Here is a 25,193-nt window from a genome sequence, read left to right as displayed (position 1 = left end):
AGTAAGCTTTTATATCATTAGCTAAAATTCAAGATTTAAAAAATAGGCTTCAAAAAAAGAAAACGGCAATGCTAGTAAATCACACAAGATCAAGTGATATAAAAGTAATGTCATCCTTTAGAATTGTTCTAATAGATGACAAGCGTTCTAACAACTTTTGGTGAAAATCATTTTGTGCCAATCCGACTATGGACCTAATTTCAGGATATAAGATGGAATACAAATCTTCGTTAGGTTTCAAATTTTCATACAAACCATCTGTAAAAATCAAAAACCGATCCCCTTTCTTGAGTAAAACTTCTTTTTGTTCATAAGAAAAATCAGGTCTTACACCTAAGAGAAGTCCAGGGCATTCGGCTGACTGTACTTCTCCATCTCGAATGAAAATCAAAGGGGGATTGCCAGCGGAAGTAAACATTAGTTTCATCGCCTCAAAATCGAAATAAAAATATGCAGCGCTCACAAACCGCGCATTGAGACTCGTACACAAAAACCGATTCATCTCTCCCATCAATTCTTTTGGTAAATGCATAAAGCTTTTTGCGTTCCGAAAGGCAATCTTTACTGTCGAAGAATCTAGGGCAGCGCTCACTCCATGCCCAGTCACATCTGCGATCACAATTCCCAATTCATTTTTATTGGAATCAAAGTAATCATAGAAATCACCTCCGATATCATAGAGAGGTAGGTAAGAAACAATAGCTGATACATGCTCCGACTTTGGTGCTTCCGCGGGCAAAATTCTCATTTGGATCCGGCGAGCAACTTCCAAATCTTTTCGAATGGCAGATAACTGGTTTTGGGATGCTAAATTTTCCTCTAATAAAAATCGTAGTCTTCTTCCAAGAGCCAATGAAAACAAAATCACTTCAAATGCTGTCCCAATTTGAACACCATATCTACCGAACGTTGTGGTTGGAAGGATGGAAGCCTTTGTTAAGGAATCCACTATGACTCCTACAAACAATGTCACCCAAGCCGAAACAAAAAATAAGGAAGACTTAACTCCCTTCCAATAGGAGTAAATCCCTGCAGACACTAACAATAGAATGAAATAAGGGAATGTATAGATAAAGGAAATTTCCATCCAATGATAAGGAATGAGAAAAGAAAAAACAGAATACACTCCGATTGCCACAGCACTTCCCAAAATCAATCGATCCAAATTAGGATTTAAGCTTTTTAAATTGAGGAAGGATAAAGAAAAGAGACCAACAAACAGAAGAGAAGCATTTACGGAAGTATACAAGTATGGTTTAACATTCAGAAACGATTCCGGGATCAACAATTGTTTAAAAAAACCACCAAGCAAAGTATAGTTGATCAATAGAGTTGTTAGATAGAGACAATAGAAGAGATAGGCCTTCTCTCTTACGCTTACAAAAATCAGAAGATTATAGAGCAATAAGGCAGAAATGATTCCGAAATAAATTCCATTCGCAAAGTAATCCCTTTCCACTCGATCAAAGAATGAAGAATGTGTCCATATCCTAAGAGGTGCTGATAGGATCCCAACATTTGCTATTTTTAAGTAAACGATCCTTTTTTCTTTAGGCGATAAATCCAAGGAAAAGACAGGGTTTCGATGCGGAATTTCTTTGAGTGCATGAGAATCAGCTCCCCGATATATTTTCGTTTCCACCAGGTCATGAGACTTCCATGCTAATAAAACTTCATCCACCCAAGGTGATTCGATATCCAGAATGTACTGAAAAGGAGCTTCAGAATGATTGACTAGTTCGAATTTTACCCAAACAAATCGTTTCCAATAACCAAAGTTATATTTCAATTCCTCCGGTTTTGACCACTCCACTTCTTCACTTAGCACCTGCTCTAAGGTTAAATTTTGAAAACTATATTGAATGATTGGTCTTTCAGGTAATTTGGATGTACAACTAGTGACAGAAAGAAAAGCAAATAGTAGCCATAGATTGAATTTCAGAATCTTTCGGATCATTTGATGGCCTTATCCTTCCCTATTTCATTGGATGAAAAAAATGAACTCTAAATGATGGAAAAAAAAGTAATAAAACTTCATTGCCAGAATTTTTAATGATCGGATACCATTACTTTTCCAAGGAGATACGTACATGTCAGCAAAGTTTGAAATATACAAAGACAAAGCAGGAGAATTCCGATTCCGACTCAAAGCAGGAAATGGTGAAATCATTGCATCCAGTGAAGGTTACTCATCGAAACAAGCATGTGAGAACGGCATCAAGTCTGTTAAAACGAATGCCGCAGATGCATCAATCGACGATCAAACGTAAGAACAGCAATAATCTGTTACTGTTTCAATTTTCAATTTGAACTTGGATCCAGCAGGGACTTCAAAGGTCGCTTGACCGTTAATTTGAAGCCATGTCTCGGATCCTGGTAACAACACAGCTAGTTTACCAGATTGAATTTCCATAATCTCTTTCTGATCCGCACCAAATTCATACTCACCAGGCAACATGATCCCGAGAGTTTTTTTCTCTCCATTAGGGAATAAAACTGTTCGGCTTGTGACCTTTCCATCGAAGTAAATATTTGCAGATTTTAGTACTGTTACGGATGTAAATGAACTCATACTGACCAGATTTCGCGCGCTTGGTAGGCTTCCAAGTGATTTCTATTGCTTTTGTCATGGAATTCAGTCCAAAAAGTGTTTGCGAAATTCAGATTAACAGGAACGGTGATGACAGTGCCACAGAAGATTCCCAATAAATCCGATAACAAAAAGCAACTAGCTAGGGAGACATCCACGGAGAGAATTTTGGCCGCTGCGATTGTTCTTTTCTCAAAACACGGATTTGCCCAAACCACAATGGAAATGATCGCAAACCATGCGAAAATTTCGAAAGGGTTAGCTTATAATTATTTTAAGAGTAAAAATCAAATCTTCGAACAAATCATCGATTCCCACCTAGCAAAACAGGAGAGATTTTATAACAATATCCCACCTAACTTAGCAGTGAAAGAGTATGTCAGGGAGTTTTTCATCAGATCCATCCAATTTGCAAAGGAAGAAAGAAAAACGATGGTTTTGATATCCGTTTGTTTATTTCAGCCAAGTGCTGTTTCCCTTTCCAAAAAAATGATCGAAAATGTGGAAAGGCGGTTTGCTCCTTTCAAAGAAGCAATGCGAGAGCGTTTCAAAACCTATGGGATCAAAGATCCTGATAAAGAAATGATTTTCATCAAAACATTTTTACATGGCCTCATTATGAGCCAACATTTCAACGATACTACGACATGTACTCCCACAATCATTGAAATGCTTCTCGAACGTTACGATTCTAAATAAGAGAACGCCTACTCCCCTACCCCACCTGGAATTTTTAAGATTAACAAATTGGTAGTCGCAGTTGCTAACAATTTATCCTTTTCTGTTCGCATCTCCCCTACCATATGAATCGTTGAAAATCCTTTTGCTTCGATCGTAGCTTTTACGATTACCTTTTGGCCAACAGCTACACCTCGGATGTATTGAATATTCATATCGATTGTCGTTGTTGGGCGTTTTGCTACCAAGTAACTGAGAGGCCCAAATGCATTATCAAATGCTGCCGCAATCACTCCGCCTTGCATCATTCCCATTGGATTAGTTTGGTCTTCTGTAACTGGAAACGAGACAGTAATACTTTTCCCTTTTGTGTAGGAAATGATTTCGGCATTCATGGCTACAAAAATGGGAGGTGGAACTGTAATTTTTCTACCACCATGATTAAAATTTTCGGTCATTTCTTTTAATATGGCCTGGGTTTCCTCTGTGCTTAGTGTTTGCATAAATCCCCTCTTATGTTACCAGCAGTAACATTCCTGGACAGGAAAGCAAGAAAAAATGTTGCCAATGGTAACTTATTTTCCAGAATATCTTTGTGAGAAAAAATGCCTACCATCATGGAGATTTGAAAAATTCCATTATTAAATCCTGCCATAAACTCCTTCAAAAAAAAGGGATGGCCGATTTTTCCCTCAGGGAGGTTGCCAATTTATCTGGAGTTTCTCATGCAGCAGTTTACAGGCATTTCCAACATAAGGATGAAGTATTAGAGATTTTGTCCGCGATTGGATTTGATCGATTGGCTTCCTTACAGAAAAAAGTCGCAAAAGACAAAAAGAATCCCGACGAATATTTTGTGAAACTAGGACTCGTATACATCCAATTTGCTCTGAAAAATCCCAATTACTATAAACTGATGTTCCAAACAAAACGTGAAAAAGAATCCAAACAATTGAAACAATCCAAATTGAAATCGTATGCAGTTCTCGTGCATGGTTGTCGCTTTTACCTGAAGACCAAAAAGAGAAAAGAAAACCATCGAAGTTTTGCACTCATGTCATGGTCACTCGTACACGGATTTAGTAATTTGAGTTTAGAAACTAATTTCCCACTTTCCGAAGGCAAACGTTTGAACCAAAGTCAAATCGAGTTAGCAGAAACGATGCTTCGTTATGCAACTTGAACTTTGATAGAACAAAGAACCAATTTAAGCGAGTTTCACTTCTTCAAATTTCTCTAAAAATTCAGAGATTTCTCTCACAAACTTCATTGGGTTTTCCTTTCCATATTCCGTATAGAAGAACATTTTTTGTCCATCATTGGCATTGGTGCAATTTTTCACTTCGTCGAGTTGTAAGTATAGGTTCCCTGTCTTTTTATGCCGATAGAGTTTCATATCATTCCTACCTGAAACTGATTTGATTTAGGTTTTGTTTTTTCCATCCACTGATTCCAAATCCGCCTTAAACTTTCTTCCATAGAATCCGGAGAGGTTAAGTGTGAAATTTTGGAAAAGGTAGAATGAGATAAAGTTTTTTCGCTCCAAATTTTAAATTCTTCAAACGAAGTTTTTGTATGTACTTTCTTCTTTAATTGTACTGTACTACTAGGGACGTAAGCAAAATCCAATGCTGGTTTGGAATCTTTTGCGGTGTTGGTTTGGATTTTATTGCCCTTTGTATCTGGTGTAAGACTTGGATTTTTTTCCGGGGCTTGCGGTTGGAATTGAAGGATTGGTTTTAAAAATCGCCTTCTTCCATCAAAACCAGTTTGTTCTAGGATTCCTAGTTTTTTCAGAGATGTGATGAGTCTCGAAATGGTATCAGCTTTTAGCCCAAGGATTTCACTGAAGTAACGATTCGATGCGAAACAACCACCGTTGTCATGCAAGGAGACGATTTCGGCAAACAGTTTTGTTTGGCTATGGGATAAGTTTAGGTTTTCTATCCAAACGGGGATCCATATTCCTTTTCGGTTCGTTTTCATTTTAGGTTCCTTTTCCAAACCCACACTACTCCGGCTACGAGTGTTTGGTGATTTTTAGCCGATACATCGATAAGATGTATTGTCCCCTACTCTCTTGATTTGAAGTTTTGCATTGAAGAAAACAAACCTTCGGTCATAGAAAGAAGAAACGTTTTGGAAGTTCTTACGAACGTCCATCGGAACTTTTGGTAAAATTCCGGGTTGAACTAAAACGGCATAAGTGGTAGAGCCGTGTTCGGTTGTGTGCCCCGAACGTTCCCTACATGTACAGATCTCTGCATTTTGTCAATGGAAAAAATGAGACATAATTCGACCTGAGTCTCATTAGAACCTTGGGGGGGTGAAATGGATCTGAGTAAGCTAGTGAGTTTTAGAGGAGTTTGGATGGGAGAAGTTGAAAAAGGTTTGAGAGGGAGATTTGTTTTGTTTGAAAAGTCCCTGGGTTGCTACCACACTTCCCAGGGTTTTTTGTTCAACCCAGTTAAGGATTGAGTACAAGATAACTTATGTTGGAAAACAGTACAAGTTTTTTTCTAAGAAAAGCTTAAAAAAAGTTACCTTTCTGAATCCATTTTTTGAACCATCTTTACTTCTTATACTTACGAATCGTTTCTTCTAAGATTGCCTTTTCATTTTGCAAAACAGAAATCTTTTCTTTGATCTTTGCGAGTTTTGATTTTAAATCTTTTAGCTCTAGTTGTTTGAGTTTCGGTTTTGTTTTGGATTGTTTGTTTGGTTTTAAAGGTCTTACGTATTCACGTAGGTCATTTCGGGAAGGGAAGTCACCTTTTTTCTCGAGACCTTTGATGAGGTAATCAATGGCTTTTTTGCGATTCGATACATCGAGAGGTGCAATTTCAGTGAATAGGCTCGTTGGTATTTGGTAAATCGGATGAGATTTATCTACATTGGAGTTAAGACTTGTTTCCTTTAAAATCTCTGCATGGGCAATTTTGGTTTTTACCCATTGAGCAGATTTATGAATTCTTTTTGCTAATTGTTCGTTGGTTTCTTTGTGTCTATTTTTTAACTCTTGGAGGGATAGGGCAAGGTCTGATTCTGATAGATCTTCTCTTTGGAGATTTTCAACCAGTTTGATTTCTGGTAATTTTGTGATGTCGATTTGTTCTACGTTTTTGACTACCGCAGGAATGGTTTTGGATTTTAGTAGTTTGTGAGCGCGGTATCTTCGTTCCCCATTGATGAGTTCATATTTACCTGCTTTTTTTCTGACCACAATTGGTTGTAATAACCCGTATTGGGAAATGGAGTCTGCAAGTTCTCGAATACTAACATCATTAAACGTTTTTCTCGGATTGTTTTCTGTGATGATTTGATCCATTGGGATTTCAATGGTTTGGTGTTGGATTGAGTTTTCAGAACTTAAAAAAGGGTTTAGTGAAGATGTTCTGTTGGAAGCTTTAGATAGAATATCTGCTGGGTTAAAATTTGTTTTGTGTTTCATAATATTGTCTTAGGTACGCCGGCGTACCTTATTTCAGGATCTCCGCTAAATGTTCGAAAGCCTTCCAAGGAGCACTTCCTTCTTGAAGAGGTTTGCCAGTCTCTGTTCGGTCCCGAATACTGTCGTTTTTTGGGATCGGTTCTAGAATTTTTAGAGATTTGATATTTTTTAATTTATCCAAAAGGTCCATTTGTTTTTGAGATGTCCCCCATTGAGAGGGTAGGATCATCACTGACTTTTTTTTGCTTTGTTCATCGAATCTTTCCGCTTCACCCACCTTTTTTAAGACTTGGGCAACAGTGCGCACAGCCCACTTGGATGGAGTTACTGGTACTAGGATTACGGAAGCTGGTAAATAAGAGGTGATATTTTCTGAGGAACCAGATCCAGGTGTGTCTATGACAACGTAGTCATATTTAGTTTTTGAAAGAATGTTTTTTAGTCTTGGGATGATGGAGAAATCTTTGGAGGCAAGGTAACTCAAATCGGAGAGTTCTATGATGGAAGGCAGTACATCTACATTGTTTGATTTTTTGATGGATTCGGCGAGAGTGGTTTCTGCATTTAAAACGGATAATGTGTTCCCTGAATCAAAAAATTCAACTGGTTCTTCTGGGAAAAAGAAGTCGGAAAGGTCCGCTTGTGGGTCCATGTCAATGGCAAGAGTCGAACCTTTTTTGGAAAGAGCGAGTGCGAGGTGAATTGCAGTGGTGGATTTGGAAGTTCCACCTTTGATATTGGCAACCGTAATGATTTTCATTGCAGATTTATTTTTTTGTTCCTACTTGCGGATGCAATGAAAATTAAATTTTCACATATAATTTTTGAAAAGTACGCCGGCGTACCTTGAGATTGTATCATCAATTTGGAATCTTGGGTATACGGTGGATCCTCGCGCAAAGGATCGCAGCGGAAATCCTTTCGCGAATGCGAAAGATTGGAGCGAAGAGCCTGGTCGATTTTGAAATGTAAGTGATGGGGTGGGTGGATTCGATGCGCCCAAAGAAAGAGAAAAAACTAAGATAAGGATAGAAAAATTCTTGTACTATTTTGGATCAGTTTTAGGATTATCTCAACCCTTTCACTGGGTGATGTAAACTTTCTGGATTGTGTGGAAGCAGTCCAGAAAGACTTCTCTTCCCTCCCCTATTTCAAATCCATCTCGCACACAAAAACCAATCGGTAATCTGAGTGAATTGCCAGATTTTGCATATAGATATTATGTCACATTAGGCTTGACAAAAAAATCCGTTCTGATGAATAGAAGGAAGAGAGTAGGGGAGGTGTCTTCTCGCTCTTGTGCGGTCTTCCACAATATACCGCAACATACATCACCTGGGATTCCTATGAATTCCAAACATGGACGTTTTTAAAAAACTTCCAAATAAAAAACCGTTGCGATAGCTATCTCTGCTTTGTAACGAAAAGATCCAAAGAACAAACTGTTTTTTGGGCACCGAAGGTCTCTGTTGGAAAAGAGAGGAAGGATGAAAGGGAAAGAAAGGACAGGAGTTTGGGTAGCACAATGGATGTATGATTTGGATTTAAATCCGAATCAGATTCGTTTGTATGCAGAAATTGTATCCTTGGATGCAAAGGATGGCTGTTATGCATCCAATGAATATTTTGCAAAGATTTTACGTTTAAAACAAGATACAATTTCGCGTTTGGTCTCGCAGTTGAAAGCGAAAGGTCTTCTTGTGCAGACCCGCTTTGATGGTAGAAAACGATTTTTAAAACCTGTAATACAAGAAAAGAAAGGGTCGGATGATGTTCCAAGACTCGAAACATCGAATCAGAGTGCGAAAGGGATAGGAGAGAGTGTAGGAAGTCCATCCAAGGCAGAATTGGTTGGGTATGCGACTTCTTATCATACAATACAAAAACAAAATCAAATACATTCGAAACGAGAACCTTCGAGGGAAGAAAAGTGGAAAGAGTTTCTTAGATGGATGGCCGAGACCATGTCTGAGTCCACGAGGTTGTCGCTAGTGAAACTTAGTGGGCCGGAGGAACTTACGGGGTTACAACAACGTTATTGGGAACGCTGGCTTGCCACCCCGAAATCTTAGTGTTTATTTTACTTGTGTGATGTCTTGGCGAAGTTGGGCTCTACCACCTGGGTATTCAATGAGATACATACATTGGCAATTTTCCCATGCTGGGCTCGAGAGGATGAAACCACCTTCTTCCGATTGGCAAGAATCTTGTTTGGGTTTGATTTTGTGAGCGGCAATCAGGCGCCCCAAGTCTTTGATTTCTGTCTCGGAGAGCTCAACGGATTCGTTTTCTAACAAAATGCTTGTTAGTTTAGGAGAAGTAGAAAGAAGGTTCGTTGCGTTTACGCAAGTGGTTCTTCGCATTGCTAAACTACCAGATTCGATCGCTTGGACACTCGCTTTTGCAGAGACTGCTGCATAAAATACTTCGGAACCGTCTTTTAGTTTCCATTCGGATTTCCAAGGAGTATAGGTTTGGCAAGTGAAGAGAAAAACGAGAAGTGGGATGGTTAGGTATCTCATGAAGGAATTGTAGCGAGTGAGGAAGGCTTTGTCAATGGAAAGAGTCGTTCCTGATAAGATGGTTTTGTTAATTTATTGAAAAATAACAGTTTCGTTTTAGATTAGGAACTAACCAAGATGAGTTTATTCAAACCAATCCCGCTTTTTTCTGGCCCCATGGTGCAGTCCTTTATGGCTTCTTTTAAGTCAAAGGCAGACAAATCCTATGGGAAAAATCTAAAAGGAGAGTGGAGATCGGTCAAAACAAAAAAAGGAGTCACACTCCTTGCAAGAGTCCATGACGTGCCAAGTCCCAAGGGTCTCGTCATATTGGTGCATGGTTGGGAAGGGAGTATTCATTCCAGCTACATCATCAGAACCACCAAACATTTTTTGGCAAAAGATTATTCAGTTTGCCGATTGAATTTGAGAGATCACGGAGACACCCACCATTTAAATGAAGGGATCTTTAATGGAAGTTTACTGGAAGAAACTTATGATGCGGTACTCGAACTCGCTAAATCTGGGAAGTCCAAACTTCCTATATATTTGGCGGGATTTTCACTGGGTGGTAATTTTGTATTACGAATGGCAAGTAGGCATAGCACAAAGAAAGGGGATGAAAAAATCCCAGGGCTCAAACATTGTTTTGCCTTTAGTCCAGCACTTGATCCAAAACGAGCTACAATCAAAATGGATGATCATCCATTCTTACGGAAATATTTTTTAAAATCGTGGAAAACATCCTTAGAGAAGAAAGGCCAACTATTCCCTCATCTGTATTCCTTTCATGATTTGGACAAATACCAATCGGTGATGGATTTAACAGAAAAAATGGTGAAGGAATTTTCTCAGTTTCGTTCGGTAGATGAATATTTTTTATCTTATACTTTGTCTGAGCTCTTCTTCAAAACAATCAAAGTTCCAACAACGATTTTGACATCCATGGATGATCCAGTGATCCCTTGGCAAGAGTTCACTGAGATTCCAACTTCTGCTTACATTGATGTGATCATTGAAGCAAAAGGGGGACACTGCGGATTTATTGAAGACTGGAAACGATCTTCGTATTATTGGAGACTTATGGAAAAGAAGATGGGTTAATCTCTTCCCAAATGTTTTTCCAATACTGTCCCCATTTGGATTTTTCTGAGGTCCAAAATTTTTGAAAAAATAAATCTAACAATTCGCGATTGGAAAGGATGTTTTGTATCTTTTTTCGATCCAATCGTTCTGGTCCCTCTGTGAGTAAAACGTCGAAATCACTTGCGATTGAGTCAGAAACTTTTGACCGATAGGATTTGTTCCCTTGTAATTGTTTGTGTTTCTTGTGGAAAATGGGATGCACAAGTGCATAAAAAATCTCTTTTCCTTCCATTCGTTTCTCGTCATTCCGAGTGAGTTCTTCTCTCAAATGATTGCTGAGCTCACGATTGGGTTTCCAATAAGATAAATCAAAAAACGATTGTAACGATTTTTGTTCACGACTTGTGAACATCACGAGAGGGATGGAGAGAGTCCAACCAATCCAAATGGGCATTGTTAAGAAAAAAAGCATGAGGGAATAAGAGTAACTGATATAAGCAGAAACAAGTCCAAGGATGGTGATTCCAAAAAAGGAGGAAGCCACATAGGAGAAAGTGTAACTGGATTCCGCATCCCGATTCTGAGGTCCCCAAGATATCTTTTTGTTTAGGAAAATGGACACCACAAATATGCTATGGTAGATCATATAGATAGGTGCGATGAGGATGGAAAATAAAGTCTCTAACAAGAAGGCTGGAAACTTTAGGAAGATTTGTTTCAAAGGTAAACATAAGTAACTGAGTACCCTAGGTAAAAAGAGTAGGATTAAGGAAAGATACAATAGTTTTAAATACAAGGGGTCATAAATCTGCGCTTTGAAGTATTCGAACTCTTCTGGAAGCATGGAGTAGTTGAGAAACTTACTCTCTTCGATATAATTCCATAAACTAAGTAGGATATAACAGAGCCAAATCGGTGAATTGAGGTAAGACAAAATTCCATTTAAGATGTGAATGCGATTGATAAAAGGAATCTTCTTTCCAAATAAAAACCAAAAATGTTGTAAATTCCCTTGGCACCATCTTTGGTCTCGTTTCAAAACATCGATGATATTTGGTGGATTCTCTTCGTAACTTCCTTCGAGTTCATAAGCACATAAGACTTCATATCCAGCTTTTCGCATGAGGCTTGCTTCTACTGTATCATGACTTAAGATTTTTCCACCAAGTCCGCCATATTCGGGAAGATGGGGGAGGGCACAGTATTCCATAAAAGGTTTGATGCGTAAGATGGCATTATGCCCCCAATAACTGTTGGCATTGATCTGCCAAAAACTAGCACCTTTTAGGAAATAAGAACTAAAGAGATAAGAAGAAAATTCAGTTAATTTTTGGAAGAGAGTGGTGGCACGGAATAATTTGGAATTGGTTTGGATGATCCCTGCCTTCGGGTTTTGTAACATCATCGCGATGAGTTGTACTATGATCTCTCCACTCATCAAACTATCGGCATCTAATATGATCATGTGCTCATATCGGTTGCCCCAACGACGACAAAAATCAGCGATGTTTCCACTCTTTCCGTTTAGGTTACTTTTCCTTCTTCTGTAATGGAATTTTTTGTAATTCCCGGTGGATTCACATAACGCAAGATAGGCAGCTTCTTCTTTGATCCATTTTTCAGGAGTTCTTGTGTCACTTAAGATAAAAAAATCTAATTTGGGAAGGGAATGGTATTTCTCAAGTGATTCATAGATGACTTTGATTCTAGAAAAAATCGAAACTTCGTCTTCTTCATACACAGGCATGACTAGGGCAACTGGCACACGATCGATACTTGGAAAATCCAATTCCTTTTCTGGGATTTTTTTTGCTTTGAGTAAGGGATCACCCTGTTTCAAAAGGGAGATCAAAAATCCAAAAAGGGAAGTGGTTGCTCCATAGGATAACATGGGCAAAAGGAAGAGTAAGGTAATGAATTGGTAGTATTCGGTTAACTCAACTCCACCAAAGGAGATGATTTGGGCAAAGGTAGTGAGCCCAATGATGATGGGTATAATGAATACGCTGAAAAAAAGAATACGATGTAATTGGATCATAATAACCTAAAGATGATGAGGTAATAGAGTGCACTCCAAATGAAAATGGAAACTAAAATGAAGATGGGTTTAAACGAACTGATAATCGATTCTTTTGATTTAATAGGATCCGTTTTCCATTCGGAATCTTTGGGAACCATGGAACCAAATTGCCAGGCTCTGTCGGGAAAGGGTAGTGGGGATTCATTACTGATTTTCTTTGCCTTTACATAATCCATCCAAAGAGACCAATCCATCTCCCACCCGTAAGATAGGTTTGTGTTTTGGAAAAAATGGGAAAGAGTATTTGAAATCTCATATTCGCTTTGGATTCCCGATAACAAAAGGAAAGTTCGCATGCGTTCACTGAACTCAGTTTGATACAAAGTTTTATTTGGAAATGCCATCTCTGTAGATCCATGTTTCTGTGATTTTTTGATTCTCTTTTTCTAAATAAACTTTCCAATTAGAAACTTCAATTGGCGACGAATGCCAAATTTGTAATCTCCATTGGTCAAGTTCACGAATCTTTTCGATTTGATAACGAATTTGATCCGGTGGGATCATGTCATTTTTGATGATGGCTCCCAGCTCTGTTTTTGGATCTAATGCTTTTAGCTCATCCCCAGTAAAATAAAGTGTTAACATCTTTTCTTTTGGAAATAAAGGATCAATTCCCTTGTAATAAGAAGAGGTTTTTCCCAAACGGTGTGATTCTGGTGATTTCTCCGTATAACTTAGTCTATATTGGTATTCGTAACCTTCATTCAATTTTGGAGGTATGTTTGGTTCCCAAAAAATAGTCACGTTGTCATCTGAATCCAGATTGGTTGTAAATTCCAAAAGATATAAGTCACCTTTGCCCCAATCCCCCTTAGGCTCTACCCAAAGACTTGGTCTTCGATGGTATAACAATTTTTCATCCTGGTAACTTTTGAATTTTCGGTCTCGTTGGATGAGTCCAAACCCTTTTGGATGGTTGAGTTCTATATTTGTCAGTTTGGTTTTTTTGGGATTGATGAGAGGCCTCCATTCCCAGTCGTCTTCACCAAGGTAGGTGAGAAGTCCATCCGAGTCATGGATTTCTGGGTGGATATTCCCAAGGATTGGGTTATTGGCTTCGCCATAGAGAAACATAGAAGTTATGGGTGCAATTCCCAGACGTTTGATTTTTTTTCGTAAGTAAATTTTGGCTCGAACATCAATGGTTGTGATCTCGCCAGGAGTCACAAAAAATTCATACGCACCCACAACAGATTCACTGTTCATGATGGCATAAATCAAAATGGAGGTATCTTTTTTTTCGGGTCGTTTGATATAGAAACTTTCAAAGATAGGGAATTCTTCCTTTCCGTCGGGGCCTGTGTTAATCGCAAGTCCTCTTCCAGAAAGACCATATACTTGCCCTTTAGATAAAGCACGAAAATAAGAAGAACCTTGGAAGACTAAAAACTCTTCCAAGGCTTCCTTTTGATTGATGGGATAATGAACACGAAAACCCGTGTATTGGAGTTTTTTACTTAACTCAAAAAAATCGTCTGTGAGGGGGAGGTTTCCAAATTGAAACCGAGAAGAATCATAAGGAATCTCAATTGGTTTTCCTTCGATCACTTCATAAATTTTAATCCCATTGCTATAAATATGTCCTGGGTGGAAAAAATGCAATTGGTAGGGGAGTGCTAAATTTTTCCAGATGGCAACATCTGGTTTGTATTCAATTTGCCTGTAATCTTCAAAACTGATTCCATCAAGTCCTGGAATTTTATACACAGGGGTCGGAACAAATTTTGATTTTAGTTTTTGTTTTGCAATTTCATCTGCAGCGTTGAAATCAAAAACTTCAGAATTGGGGGAGATCGCTAAGAGAGAGATGAGACCGTGAATCGTTAGATCATGTTTCTTAAAGATAACGAAGACACATAATAAAATGGCAATGAAGGCAAAATATATGTTTAATTTCTTCATATATTTAAGTCTTTGAAATGATCTCAAAAGGTCATTCAAATTCTTATATGTAGTATTTTGTTTCACTAAACATGGATTAAGCAATGGGAAAATATTTTTTCAGTTGCATGATTCATTTCCTTCTCTATCTTTACCCAACTTATGAAGTTCCAATTGAAATTGTATTGTATTGTGATCTTGGTTTTTGTCGTAAATTTTGTTAGTTGTTTAAGTAAACAAAAATCAGAGAAAGTTTTTGGTGAATCTGTTGTTTCCTCTGATAAACCACAATCCTTTAAAAAAATTGCACCATTAACTGCCAATTCACTTGGTTCTAGGAAAAATCTATATGAACATGGATGGGCTGTGATCCCTTCCGGCAAAAAGGCAATTGACCTATCGAAAGAAAACTTGATGAGTGCGAACGTTGCCAAAGCGATGGTACTCGTTAAGTTAAAAAAACGAAGTGAAGATTTCCCAGGAAAACTCGGTAGTACGATGAATGCCGTAAAAAATTGGACTAAAGAAGGTTATTCGGATGGTACGAAACGAACAGAAGATATTTATGATGCAGGTGTCGAACTTTCGAAGGAAGAGTGGAAACTATCCAAATCCAGTTTCAGTGAAGCGGGAGATCGTTTTGTTTTAGGTTACGTTTATTTGGTTCCAAGAGTCAAATCTGATATCGATGTATTGGATAAAGAACTAAGTCGGTATGCGGATGCACGTGATCAAAAATCAAGCCAACTGAATCAACTATTTACATCAACTCTGAAGACTAATTCCAAGGATGTTATGAATTCTTGGAGTAATTCCTTTAAAAAAGCTTCTGATGAGTTCACTCGCAATTATGAAGAATCAGGGGAGAGAGACAATGCACTCCTTGCTCTTGTGGATATCTTCCAAGGGTATACTGTTGCGCTTAAGGAAGTTGTGATTTCACCTGTTGCCAAAACAACGGCGAATACTGGTGAAGTTTTGCTTGTGAATGGAGTTTATGTTCCTCTTTCGCAAGGAATGAATTTTTCTTCGAATGCACTCGTTTCAACCGGTTTGGTATTATACTATGGAACTAAATCTGGATACCGTGTCTTCTCTCCCACTTTAGAAGCAGGACTCTTTAGTTCGATTGGGATTCTATCGGCATCAGCAACAGTTCCTACTTACACAACAGGAACATCCGTCGCTCTCTTCAATCAGGTGACCTCAGTGGCAGCAACTACAGCTGGTGGTGCCATTGGAACGACAGGTGGGGTAGGAATTGAATCGGCAGCGTATGCAACGGGGCTTACCTATGATCTCACAACGGGTGTTGCAGAAGCGGGAATGTATACAATGAGTTCTGGTATCGTGTTAGGTTACACGGCACTCACTGCCTTACCACCACAGATTTTACTGACAGCAGTGGATGGACCCATTTTCATTACCTATGATGGACCAAGGGTTGTCATCGCAGTTGTGAAAGGAAATTTTGCCGGTTATGATGATATCCCTACGGGAACCGTCATCAACTTAGAAGAAGCAAAAAAACAAGGTCGTGTGAAAGTATTAACAGATGATCCTAAAGTGATCAAAAAAGTTTTAGATGCCGAGATGTCAGAGCAATTGAAACGTTCCAAAAAATTAGAGGCGCAATCGAAATGAAATTCAAACAAGTTAAGAAACCAATCATTGGACTCATTTTATGTTTTTCCATTTCTTATTGTGCAAGCTCTGATAAGAAAGCAGAAGATCCATTAAAGAATACTAAAAAACTGGTGATCGAAGGGCATAGTTCTTTGTACTACCAAGGGGCATTGCCTGTGAAAGGAACTAGCATCAAGTTTATCCCTCCCATGGAAGAAGCATCGATTACAGTTCTTGGGAGTCGGTATGATTTTGCTGCCGAACAATTTTCCAAATCAATGATACGTGCTTCCGAATCTGTTTTGATCGTAAAAGACGGAACGAAGATGAGTTGGAAAGCCGCTGGCAATATCAATGACAAGGGGGAAGAGGTTCGGAAGTACTTAAGTGAAAACGCAACGAAACCTGGACTCTTCATTATGTATGCTTCTGTTGCGGAGTCCTATGGTCTCATTGGATCTTCATTTGATCGAGGGAAACAAAGTCACCAAGCAGTCATAACAAAATCAGTTGAGATCCGAAAAGAATGGGATGAATGGGCGGAGATGCAACTGAACAAAGAGATGCCAAAGGATACATCCCCCTCTGCTAAAAAAAGATTCCAAAAGTACCAAGAGAATTTCCAAAAAGATTTTGAATCCACTGTTTACGGTTATATTGATTTAGATGATGCACTCAAAACATCCTGGAATGAATCTTACGAAGACTTTCGCAAAGGTGGATACTTCAGTCGCAATTCAGAAATCAATGACATTCGATCTTCTGTTTCCGAATCGATTTTTGGAAGTTGGAAAGAAACCATTTTTCAATATGGAAAGGATTCGAAAGAAGAGTTAGGAAGAGCCAAAGGAGAAATAGAAGCAATCGCCGACAAAGATGAAGGGATACCAACGGCTTTGTTGAAATCTTTCTCAAGGACTGCGAAGGCAATTTTGTATGATAGCATTATCAAACCAATTGGGAAAGTAGCTTTATTATCAGTAGGTTATGTAACTTGGAATGGACTCATTTATCCAGTTGCGTTAGGCGCCAATGCGGCAGGGACTACGATGTATGGTTTAGTGGAAACCATCGCTCTCACTGGGAAAGGTGTGGTGTATTTGACAGCACCCAGTTTGGAGTTAGTATTAGGATCCATCATCAATAGTACGGAAGTTGTGGTACATGAGTCTGTCCAGTCGTTAGATCAGGGCGCAAAAATCACTTCTGCTATGTCTAGAAAATCATCTGCTTATTCAGTGAAGTCTGCTGCCTTTGTCACAGAGTCATCTGGAAAGTACATCCTTGCACCTATGAGTTATGTAGGTGTCACAACATCGCAAGCCGTCCTTGGGGGGGGACTTGCTGTGACGGGTACAGTCGCAGGAGGAGCAGTTGCCGGGGCTTCTGGCACCACTGAGGTGGTAACCTATGCTTCGACCAAGGCTACGTCAGCCACAGTGGGTGTGGTTGGATCGGCAGCATCCCTTGGCACGGGAGTGACCTATGGAGTTTACCAAGTAACAAAAGCTGTCGGTGTTCCCTCAGGAGTCGCCATCGGAACGGGCATCGTACTCAGTTATGAGTTCATGGCACAAATCTCAGCACATACGATTTTGGCAGCCGCAGATTGTACGTATTTAGTGTTATCCCTCGAAGGAGGCAAATGGGTTGTCTATGGTGTGAAGGATAATTCTAAAAAAGCAGCAAGGTTATTGTCGGGAGCTGTCGTTGACTTAGACCAAATCCGTAAAGAAGGTGGGACAGTTGTAAAAGTTCCTATGGAACCTGGTGAAGTAGAAAAAATACTAGGTAAAAAAAAGAAAAAGTAAACGATAGGCGCATGCCAAGAGGACTCAGAAATATCTTAATCATTGAGGATTCTGAATTGCAACGGAAACTCCTCAGTCGGTGGGTTTCCAAAAATGGTTATAACGCGATTGAAGCGGAATCCATTTCTGTGGCACGGGAAAAAATTCTCAGTGAGCCAATCGATGTTGTTTTACTCGATTGGGAATTACCTGATGGCAACGGGATTGAATTAATTTCTGATATCCTCTCAACTTCTCCCGTTGGTTGGCTTCCCATCATTATGGTAACAGGCCATACGGAACCCGAATATTTTAAAATAGCAATAGAAGCAGGGGCAACAGATTATATCACGAAACCTGCCAAAGAAATCGAACTACTCGCAAGAATTTTTAGTGCCCTACGAATCAAAGCATTACATGACCAATTGAGAGAAACTGCGATTCGGGATGTGATGACTAATCTATATAATAGACGTTATATGGAAGAACGAATCGAACAAGAATTCCAACGCTGCAAAAGGCATAATAGCCAATTATCATTGGCAATGATCGATCTCGATAAATTTAAGAGTATCAATGATACCTATGGGCATGAGGTTGGAGACCAAGTGATCAAACAATTGGCCCATGAACTCAAAACAAGTTTTAGAAAATCAGATATCATATCTCGTTTTGGTGGAGAAGAGTTTGTCATCCTCTTTCCTGAAACAGGCATTACCGATGCGACAAGGATTTTAGATCGCGTGAGAGAGAATGTTTCCAAAATTGAGATGAAGTCTGATACGGACCAAATTTTTCATTTTACCTTTAGTGGTGGAGTTGCTGGTGGAGAATTAACTGAGTTTCAATCGAACCAAGAATTATTGAAAATCGCTGATAAAAATCTATACGAAGCAAAGTCTTCTGGACGCAACAAAATCGTTAGCTAATCCTATCAGATTATCCACTTGAACATCCATCATTCTTTTTACCAATTAACTCCAGACTCCATCTTAAATGCGATCGAATCCCTTGGTTATGAAACCACCGGAAGGTATTTTATTTTAAACAGTGTTGAGAATCGCGTTTACGATATCGAAACGGCAAAAGCAGGAAGGATCGTTGTTAAATTCTATCGACCAGGGAAATGGAACCAAAAGCAAATCCTCGAAGAACATGCTTTTTTAAATGAGTTAGCAGCAGAAGAAATCCCTGTTCTTGCACCGATTGCAATCGAAGGGAAAACACTTTTTGAATGGGAAGGGATTTACTTCGCCATTTGGCCTTTGCGGAACGGTAGGATTGTCGAAGAAATCCAATCGAATGATTTGGAACGAGTGGGAGCTTTACTCGGAAGGATCCATGCTGTTGGGAAACGAAGTCAGATCAAAAGTAGACCAACACTTGACATACCCAGTTATGGACTTTCTTCATTACAGTATATCTTAGACAAAAAATTCATCACCAATTCAGCTTTGGCAGACCGATACGAAAAGAATGCACGAAGTGCGTTTGCCATCTTTGAATCGCTCACAAAAGAATACCAAATCCCTTTTCAAAGGATTCACGGGGATTGTCACAAAGGAAATTTGTTAATCTCTCCCGATGGATTTAGCATATTAGATTTTGATGATTTTCTACATGGACCCATCGTACAAGATTTTTGGATGTTACTTCCTTTTGGGGAAGCAGATCGCAAACATGAGTTCTTTGATTTTTTTGCCGGTTACTGTATGTTTGCAGACTTTGATGAAAATTGGCTCAAATTGATTGAACCATTACGAATCATTCGATTCATCCATTATGCAGCATGGATTGGAAAACGTTGGGAAGACCCATCGTTCCCATCACTTTTTCCTCATTTCGGAACGGAAGAATATTGGTTAAAAGAAACATTAGATTTAGAGAATGCCAATCGTGATTTAGATGATGCCATCTCTTCTCCCAATGCACCGAAAGAAAACACAGAACCAGAAATGACCAATAAAGATTTTTTTTGGGATTGGGATAATTAAGATTTAGAGAAGGTGTGAAAGTGCCACAGCCAATGCATGGGATACATTCAGGGAATCGATTTTGTTTTTCATGGGGATGTAACCAATCACATGAGACACATCTAAAACACTTTCCTCAATCCCGTTCGCTTCATTGCCAATGATAAGGACGAGATTACTTGGTTTTCCAATCTCTTGGATGGTTTTTGTTTTGGAAACGTGAACTGAATTTTCCTTAGGAAGTGCGAGTGAGATCACATGCGCAGATCTCTCTTGCAATCGTTTGATCGACTCTGGTAGGTTGGACGATTTGGCTACATGCAATTGGAAGATTGCCCCCATGGAGACTCGGACAGACCTTCTAAGGTAGGGTGAAGCTGACTTGGTATCGAATAGAACCGATTGGATGCCAAAGGCGGCTGCACTGCGTAGAATTGAGCCTATATTTTCACTATCAACGATTGCATTGAGGATAAGGATGGGAAACGTTAGGTCTTCTTCCTTTGCCCATTTTTGTTTTCCCACCGCCATAAACCCTTGGTGCACAGGGAAACCAATGGTTTCTTCAAAGATAGATTTATCGGCCACAAAACACTTCTTTTCATCTGGTAATTTGGATGTGATGAGGTCTTTGTGTTTTTGCCAATATTTATCTGTACAAAAAACCGATTGGACTTCAAAATCTGATAAAAGCAATCTAACCGCCGTTTTTTCATGATCCGCAACGAATGTATCGGAAGGGGATTCCTTCGATTTCAGAAGCGAATAATCGGACAGTCTTTCGTCAAGTGGGGTTAGGATTTTTTGCATGAGTCTATTTTGATCTTTTATGAACTTCCCGAAATGCAGTTATGCGCTTGGTCGGATTTAAACTTTAAAAAGGTTTTGTAAAAATTTCCCTTTTAAGTTTTTGTAAATCGAAAAGTCTGAATCAATACTAACGATTCGTTCGATTCCCATTTTTTCCGAAATACACATTAAGGAAGCATCAGCTAAATCCATAGGTAGATCTGAATACTTTCTCATTCGATTTTTAATATATTTAAGATCCTCGATATTTAAATCAAATATTTTGATACTTCCTCTTTCAATCCATTCAAGAAAGTCTGATTGTGCTTCAACTGAGAAAGAAAGCAGATATATAACTTCGGTAATCACTGGCCACGAAGAAACTAATTCACCATGATAAGATTTAAGAAATTTTAGAGTCTGTTTGTGGAACTTATCTTTCGAATTGAATAACGCAATGATAGGACCAGAATCAATGAGAGCTACGTTTTTCATTCTTCTTTCCGATTGCTTTCTGTAGGTAAGCTTTTCGATTCTGAGCTAAATCAGAATTCGCAGAATCATATTTTCCAAACAAATCTAAACCTAATTCATAGGGAGTTTTGCTATCCCCACGACTTTTGATATATTGCAGAATAGATTCCTTAACTATTTCTGTTCGACTTTTCCCTTCAGATTTTGCAAATGAATCTAGTTTTCTTTCTAGTTCTGGAGGCAGACGTAGGCTGATCATAATTTAAAAATGTAATACGAAAGTGTATTACAGTCAAGTCCTATTTTTTGTCAGACTTAAGTTTTTTCGTTCTTGCGCATGACATTCTTTATTTCACAATCTCATATTCAGTTTGGACAAATCCATTGGGAAAGGATTGCGTTTTTCTATGTTTGAGATCAATCTCTCTCTCAATGCCACCAAAGAGTGGGATCCCACTCCCAAGTACGATTGGAATTTGAGTGATTGTAATTGCATCTAATAGGGATTCTTTAAGAAACGACTGAATGAGTTTCCCGCCGTCCACATAGATATTTTGATACCGTTTCGATTCGAGAAAAGGAATGAGTTCTCGTAACGGACGTGTGAAAATTGTAATCTGATGTTTCGATTCGATTTGGTAGTTTGAATTGTTTGATACTACAATGACCGGTACGTTTTCGAACGGATAGGGTTCGAACTGTAAAACAGTTTCAAACGTAATTCGACCCATCACGATACAATCGATGGATTCCATAAACTTCTCGTATCCGAAATCTTCATTTTCCAGATGGTATTTCTCCGAGTGAAGCCATTCGACCGACCCATCTTTTTTTGCAATAAATCCGTCTAGACTACTTGCAATATACGCTTTCAATGATATCATATTTCTACACTGTAGAAATTATTCTAAAAATGAAAGAAAAAATCACAAATCAGGCCTTGCGTTTGTTAAAAAAAGAAGGGTTAAAATCCTTCAGTATGAGGAAACTCGCAGAGAAGTTATCGATCGATCCGATGACGATTTACTATTACTTCAAAAATAAAGACCAACTTTTGGCGGAGCTTGTGGATGTAGTCTTTCGCAAGTTTTACGAGAGACTGCAATTGGAGGAAGGAAGAGCGAAAGAGAAGGAAAAACTGGAATCAGTTCTTTTCGAATATAGATCGTTTTTTATCCAATACATTGATTTGTCTTTGTATCTGATCCAAAGTCCTAACGAGGAATCTCCAGCAGTGAAACTGTTAAATGATTTGATTTTGGATTTGATCCAAAACTCTCGTCCTTACGAGAATCCTGAACTCACCAGGGACATTTTGATTGATTTCATTCATGGGAATGCGCTCTCTGTTTCCAACAAGCCGCGTAAAGGTTCGAAGGTTAGAGCGAACCAAAACCTAACAGATTCATTTAGAGAATCATTACAAATACTTTTGAATCGTTTGTTTTATAACAGTCGTTTGACCTAGACTTGAGTTAATTCCATCGCTTTCTAGTAGAACTACTAGATTAGAATCATTCTGAATGGAAACTTAATATCTGCTAAGGGATTAAAATGAGTTGCGTTAGGTATCTTGTCATTTTTCAATACAAATACTCGTTATCCTTTCCTACTCCATGAATTTAGATCCAAAAACAGTTGTATTCATCAATATTGTCGGATGTCTTTTGATGTCAGCTGGCCTATGGTTTGCCTCGGGTTATTATTTTAAAAAACTCAGGATGGTGAAGGCATGGTCCCTTGCGACTTTGTTGCAAGGCCTTGGATGGATTGTCATGGGAGCACTAAGGGGTCAAATCCCTGATTGGATGTCCATCAGTTTCGGTAATACATTCATCTTCTTATCGATCGTGTTTTATCATGCGATCATTGTGAATTTATTTGGGAAAAAAACAAATTGGAAAATAGGTGTTATCTCTGCAAGTGTACTGTTTGGGATTCTTGTACTCTATCAGTTTTCAACTTTCCCACAACAATATCGAATCTCGATTCTTTCCTTATTTCCGAGTGTCTATTTTCTTCTCACAGCCAAAACGATCTATATAGAAAATAAGAAACAACGCCTAACAGGAAACTTTCTATTTTATTTTTTCCTCCTGAGTGGTTTGTTTCTTTTAGGTCGATGTCTTGTGTATACTTTTACGGAAGTCTCAGTCACCCAAATTGCTTTTGGGAAAGGACCCATCCAAGACGTTACTTACCTATTTTTTTATATCATATCAGTTCTCATGACCTTTGGCTTTTTACTGATATGCATTGATATATTTATCAAAGGACAAATCCAAGATGAAGAGAAGTACAAGTCACTCGCCGAAAATTCGACTGATATCATTTGGGTTTGGAATTTCGATTTAGAAAAGTTTACCTATATCGGTCCATCGATTACAAAAGTGACTGGGTATACTGTTAGTGAAGCATCGGATCACCACTTATCGAATACATACACACAAGACTCGTATTTGCAATTGAAGGAATTACTCCTCCCTCGTATGGAGGATTTTCGCAATTCGAGTATGAAAATCCCGTATGCCTATGAACTGGAACAAGTGCGAAAAGATGGATCTACGATCTGGATTGAAACCAATACAGTCTTTCAAAAGAACCAAAACTCAGAAATCGAATTACTTGGTGTCTCTCGTGATATTGATGGAAGAAAAAAATCAGAAGCGGAGATGAAGCGTTATTTTAAGGAATTAGAATTATTAAACCATACAAAAGATAAATTCTTCTCCATCATATCACATGATCTAAAAGGTCCCATTGGTGGGATGAATACGTTTATAGGTATGTTACTGGAAGATATGGAGACTAGGTCTCCTAAGCGGATGCAAAATGATCTCAATATTTTATACCAATCTTCAGGTGAAGTGTATGCTTTACTCGAGAATTTATTAACTTGGGCCAGGTCTCAAACCAATGAGATTTCATTTTTACCAGAAAATGTTTCTGTGAAAACACTAGTGGATACTGTCATATCCTACTTTACGTTTATGACGGAAAATAAAGGGATTCGCATTCAGAATTTAGTTGAGAATGACGTATTCGTTTTTGCTGATGAGAATATGTTGGAAACGATTCTTAGAAACTTAGTTTCCAATGCGATCAAATACTCTCACGTCGGTGGACAAGTAATAATTTCAGCGGTACCAACGGATGGCAATGTTACTATTCAAGTAGAAGATTTTGGAACAGGAATTTCGAATGAAATTCGAAGTACGTTTTTTCAAATCGAAGCAAAACAAAAAAGTATGCCAGGAACATTGGGAGAACGTGGCACTACACTTGGTTTAATCCTTTGTAAGGAATTTATCGAAAAAAATCACGGGAAAATTTTTGTTGAGAGTGAAGTAGGGAAGGGATCTAAATTTTATTTCACTCTTCCCAAAGGCAAATAAACGTTACTCCGCAACTACTTTTGTGCCATTCGATATCCCATCACCTGGATACAAAATGATGGATTCTCCTTCCTGCAATCCATCTTGGATGAGACTCATCCCTTCACTTTGGTGTTCTACAGTCACAAATCGTAATGTTGCTTTTTTCTTCTCAACAGTATACACTGCCCATTTGTCATCTTGACGAAAGAGTGCGGAACTTGGTATGAGAATCGAGTTTGGTTTTTCGAAGAGGATGATCTTACATTCTAATTCGTATCCGTCACCCATTCCACTAGGAGGATCAAATGCAATCGAGATGGGTACTCTTTGTTCTTCCACTCCAAGGGAAGATACTTTGGTGATGGCAGCGGGTTCTATGTTTGCAATTTTCCCTTTTAGGATTTGTTCTCCGAAGCCCGAGAGATTCACAGGATCTTCCAGTGTAAGGTCTGGCATGTCTTCTGTTAAGACATACGCGATGATTTCTAGTTTGGAAAGATCACCATAATCAATAATCCTTTCGCCCATAGCCACGGGGCCTGCACTCTCTCGGTAAACTTTTAGGATTTGGCCATTTGTATTGGCTTTCACTGTTTTGACAATGTCCCAATCCACAGTGAGTAGGGTCATACCTTTCTTCACTTGGTCACCCGCATGGAGTTCCACCCTTCGCATCACCCCATTCACGGGCGAATACACGGTATACAATTCTTTTACTTTTGATTTCCCTTGGACGGAAAGGATTTGTTGGTAAGTTCCTTTTGTGACAAGGGAGATTTCAACGGGTTTGGGGTTCTTTCGTAAGAGAAAGAAAGAGAATCCGATAACCAACAAAATCCCGATTCCAATCTTTGCATTCTTAGATTTTAATATTTCTATGAAATCCATCTTAAACAT

At 38.7% G+C, this 25,193-nt stretch carries 27 protein-coding genes; 11 read left to right on the top strand and 16 right to left on the bottom strand.

The window, feature by feature from the left end; genetic code table 11:
- Positions 1-79: 79 nt before the first annotated feature.
- Positions 80-1,957, bottom strand: coding sequence for a 7TM diverse intracellular signaling domain-containing protein (locus tag EHQ59_RS00290; protein WP_135617188.1), 1,878 nt, complete (start codon positions 1,955-1,957; stop codon positions 80-82).
- Between the two features lie 133 nt (positions 1,958-2,090).
- Here EHQ59_RS00290 and EHQ59_RS00285 point away from each other — a divergent pair, with 133 nt between their 5' ends.
- Positions 2,091-2,270 (top strand): YegP family protein, encoded by a 180-nt coding sequence (locus EHQ59_RS00285; RefSeq protein WP_135617187.1) that lies wholly within the window; start codon positions 2,091-2,093, stop codon positions 2,268-2,270.
- Here EHQ59_RS00285 and ppnP read toward each other — a convergent pair.
- Positions 2,261-2,572: a pyrimidine/purine nucleoside phosphorylase gene (gene ppnP / locus EHQ59_RS00280; protein ID WP_135617186.1), complete on the bottom strand. Its 312-nt coding sequence runs from the start codon at positions 2,570-2,572 to the stop codon at positions 2,261-2,263. The genes EHQ59_RS00285 and ppnP overlap by 10 nt on opposite strands.
- 108 nt (positions 2,573-2,680) lie before the next feature.
- On the opposite strand from ppnP, the gene EHQ59_RS00275 reads away from it, so the two are divergent.
- Positions 2,681-3,289 carry a TetR/AcrR family transcriptional regulator gene (locus tag EHQ59_RS00275; protein ID WP_135617185.1) on the top strand — a complete coding sequence of 203 codons (609 nt, stop codon included), beginning with the start codon at positions 2,681-2,683 and terminating at the stop codon, positions 3,287-3,289.
- Between the two features lie 8 nt (positions 3,290-3,297).
- On the opposite strand, the gene EHQ59_RS00270 is transcribed toward EHQ59_RS00275, so the two are convergent.
- Positions 3,298-3,771 carry a PaaI family thioesterase gene (locus EHQ59_RS00270; RefSeq protein WP_135617184.1) on the bottom strand — a complete coding sequence of 158 codons (474 nt, stop codon included), beginning with the start codon at positions 3,769-3,771 and terminating at the stop codon, positions 3,298-3,300.
- Between the two features lie 122 nt (positions 3,772-3,893).
- Here EHQ59_RS00270 and EHQ59_RS00265 point away from each other — a divergent pair, with 122 nt between their 5' ends.
- Complete coding sequence (locus tag EHQ59_RS00265; protein ID WP_244245298.1) at positions 3,894-4,451, top strand: TetR/AcrR family transcriptional regulator; 558 nt, start codon at positions 3,894-3,896, stop codon at positions 4,449-4,451.
- A gap of 24 nt (positions 4,452-4,475) precedes the next feature.
- On the opposite strand, the gene EHQ59_RS00260 is transcribed toward EHQ59_RS00265, so the two are convergent.
- The 4 genes from EHQ59_RS00260 to EHQ59_RS00245 all read right to left on the bottom strand — a co-directional run bounded on the left by EHQ59_RS00260 (position 4,476) and on the right by EHQ59_RS00245 (position 7,479).
- Positions 4,476-4,664, bottom strand: coding sequence for a hypothetical protein (locus EHQ59_RS00260; protein WP_135617182.1), 189 nt, complete (start codon positions 4,662-4,664; stop codon positions 4,476-4,478).
- On the bottom strand, positions 4,661-5,254 hold the full coding sequence (locus EHQ59_RS00255) for a helix-turn-helix domain-containing protein (RefSeq protein WP_167481356.1): 594 nt from the start codon (positions 5,252-5,254) through the stop codon (positions 4,661-4,663). The genes EHQ59_RS00260 and EHQ59_RS00255 overlap by 4 nt, the downstream gene beginning before the upstream one ends.
- A gap of 586 nt (positions 5,255-5,840) precedes the next feature.
- Positions 5,841-6,719, bottom strand: a complete 879-nt coding sequence (locus EHQ59_RS00250; RefSeq protein ID WP_135617180.1) for a ParB/RepB/Spo0J family partition protein — start codon at positions 6,717-6,719, stop codon at positions 5,841-5,843.
- A gap of 28 nt (positions 6,720-6,747) precedes the next feature.
- Positions 6,748-7,479, bottom strand: coding sequence for a ParA family protein (locus EHQ59_RS00245; protein WP_135617179.1), 732 nt, complete (start codon positions 7,477-7,479; stop codon positions 6,748-6,750).
- Positions 7,480-8,206: 727 nt separating this feature from the next.
- Here EHQ59_RS00245 and EHQ59_RS00240 point away from each other — a divergent pair.
- Positions 8,207-8,791 (top strand): helix-turn-helix domain-containing protein, encoded by a 585-nt coding sequence (locus EHQ59_RS00240; RefSeq protein ID WP_135617178.1) that lies wholly within the window; start codon positions 8,207-8,209, stop codon positions 8,789-8,791.
- A gap of 3 nt (positions 8,792-8,794) precedes the next feature.
- On the opposite strand, the gene EHQ59_RS00235 is transcribed toward EHQ59_RS00240, so the two are convergent.
- On the bottom strand, positions 8,795-9,241 hold the full coding sequence (locus EHQ59_RS00235; protein WP_135617177.1) for a hypothetical protein: 447 nt from the start codon (positions 9,239-9,241) through the stop codon (positions 8,795-8,797).
- Positions 9,242-9,358: 117 nt separating this feature from the next.
- Here EHQ59_RS00235 and EHQ59_RS00230 point away from each other — a divergent pair, with 117 nt between their 5' ends.
- Positions 9,359-10,324: a YheT family hydrolase gene (locus tag EHQ59_RS00230; protein WP_135617176.1), complete on the top strand. Its 966-nt coding sequence runs from the start codon at positions 9,359-9,361 to the stop codon at positions 10,322-10,324.
- Here EHQ59_RS00230 and mdoH read toward each other — a convergent pair.
- Genes mdoH through EHQ59_RS00215 form a run of 3 tightly spaced genes read right to left on the bottom strand, consistent with a single transcriptional unit; the run spans position 10,302 to position 14,288 of the window.
- Positions 10,302-12,344: a glucans biosynthesis glucosyltransferase MdoH gene (mdoH, locus tag EHQ59_RS00225; protein WP_135617175.1), complete on the bottom strand. Its 2,043-nt coding sequence runs from the start codon at positions 12,342-12,344 to the stop codon at positions 10,302-10,304. The two genes, EHQ59_RS00230 and mdoH, sit on opposite strands and share 23 nt — an antisense overlap.
- Complete coding sequence (locus EHQ59_RS00220) at positions 12,341-12,730, bottom strand: hypothetical protein (RefSeq protein ID WP_135617174.1); 390 nt, start codon at positions 12,728-12,730, stop codon at positions 12,341-12,343. The genes mdoH and EHQ59_RS00220 overlap by 4 nt, the downstream gene beginning before the upstream one ends.
- On the bottom strand, positions 12,714-14,288 hold the full coding sequence (locus EHQ59_RS00215; protein WP_135617173.1) for an OpgD/OpgG family glucan biosynthesis protein: 1,575 nt from the start codon (positions 14,286-14,288) through the stop codon (positions 12,714-12,716). The genes EHQ59_RS00220 and EHQ59_RS00215 overlap by 17 nt, the downstream gene beginning before the upstream one ends.
- A 141-nt stretch (positions 14,289-14,429) precedes the next feature.
- Here EHQ59_RS00215 and EHQ59_RS00210 point away from each other — a divergent pair, with 141 nt between their 5' ends.
- From EHQ59_RS00210 to EHQ59_RS00195, 4 genes are read left to right on the top strand one after another with little or no spacing between them, the layout of a single operon-like run.
- Positions 14,430-15,911: a hypothetical protein gene (locus EHQ59_RS00210; RefSeq protein ID WP_135617172.1), complete on the top strand. Its 1,482-nt coding sequence runs from the start codon at positions 14,430-14,432 to the stop codon at positions 15,909-15,911.
- The gene (locus EHQ59_RS00205) at positions 15,908-17,704 is read left to right on the top strand and encodes a hypothetical protein (protein ID WP_135617171.1); all 1,797 of its coding nucleotides are present in this window, start codon (positions 15,908-15,910) and stop codon (positions 17,702-17,704) included. Before EHQ59_RS00210 ends, EHQ59_RS00205 begins: the two co-directional genes overlap by 4 nt.
- Before the next feature lie 11 nt (positions 17,705-17,715).
- Entirely contained in the window at positions 17,716-18,612 is an 897-nt protein-coding gene (gene dgcR / locus EHQ59_RS00200) for a diguanylate cyclase DgcR (RefSeq protein ID WP_135617170.1), read from the top strand.
- An 18-nt stretch (positions 18,613-18,630) separates the two neighbouring features.
- Positions 18,631-19,677 (top strand): serine/threonine protein kinase, encoded by a 1,047-nt coding sequence (locus EHQ59_RS00195; RefSeq protein WP_135617169.1) that lies wholly within the window; start codon positions 18,631-18,633, stop codon positions 19,675-19,677.
- Positions 19,678-19,680: 3 nt separating this feature from the next.
- Here the strand turns inward: EHQ59_RS00195 and EHQ59_RS00190 are convergent, their stop codons facing one another.
- From EHQ59_RS00190 to EHQ59_RS00175, 4 genes are all read right to left on the bottom strand, one after another.
- Positions 19,681-20,466 (bottom strand): TrmH family RNA methyltransferase, encoded by a 786-nt coding sequence (locus EHQ59_RS00190; protein ID WP_135617168.1) that lies wholly within the window; start codon positions 20,464-20,466, stop codon positions 19,681-19,683.
- A gap of 57 nt (positions 20,467-20,523) precedes the next feature.
- Complete coding sequence (locus EHQ59_RS00185; protein WP_100718584.1) at positions 20,524-20,940, bottom strand: type II toxin-antitoxin system VapC family toxin; 417 nt, start codon at positions 20,938-20,940, stop codon at positions 20,524-20,526.
- Positions 20,918-21,178, bottom strand: a complete 261-nt coding sequence (locus EHQ59_RS00180) for a ribbon-helix-helix protein, CopG family (protein ID WP_135617167.1) — start codon at positions 21,176-21,178, stop codon at positions 20,918-20,920. Before EHQ59_RS00180 ends, EHQ59_RS00185 begins: the two co-directional genes overlap by 23 nt.
- Before the next feature lie 88 nt (positions 21,179-21,266).
- Positions 21,267-21,803, bottom strand: a complete 537-nt coding sequence (locus EHQ59_RS00175; protein WP_135617166.1) for a dihydrofolate reductase family protein — start codon at positions 21,801-21,803, stop codon at positions 21,267-21,269.
- A 29-nt stretch (positions 21,804-21,832) separates the two neighbouring features.
- On the opposite strand from EHQ59_RS00175, the gene EHQ59_RS00170 reads away from it, so the two are divergent.
- A complete protein-coding gene (locus EHQ59_RS00170; protein ID WP_135617165.1) occupies positions 21,833-22,387 on the top strand; it encodes a TetR/AcrR family transcriptional regulator in 555 nt (184 codons plus the stop codon).
- Between the two features lie 148 nt (positions 22,388-22,535).
- Positions 22,536-24,314, top strand: coding sequence for a PAS domain-containing sensor histidine kinase (locus EHQ59_RS00165; RefSeq protein ID WP_244245297.1), 1,779 nt, complete (start codon positions 22,536-22,538; stop codon positions 24,312-24,314).
- Between the two features lie 3 nt (positions 24,315-24,317).
- Here EHQ59_RS00165 and EHQ59_RS00160 read toward each other — a convergent pair whose 3' ends face one another.
- Positions 24,318-25,193, bottom strand: coding sequence for an efflux RND transporter periplasmic adaptor subunit (locus EHQ59_RS00160; RefSeq protein WP_135617164.1), 876 nt, complete (start codon positions 25,191-25,193; stop codon positions 24,318-24,320).

It is taken from the genome of Leptospira kemamanensis, assembly GCF_004769665.1.
Taxonomy (GTDB): domain Bacteria; phylum Spirochaetota; class Leptospiria; order Leptospirales; family Leptospiraceae; genus Leptospira_A; species Leptospira_A kemamanensis.
This window is presented reverse-complemented; position numbering and strand designations above follow the sequence as displayed.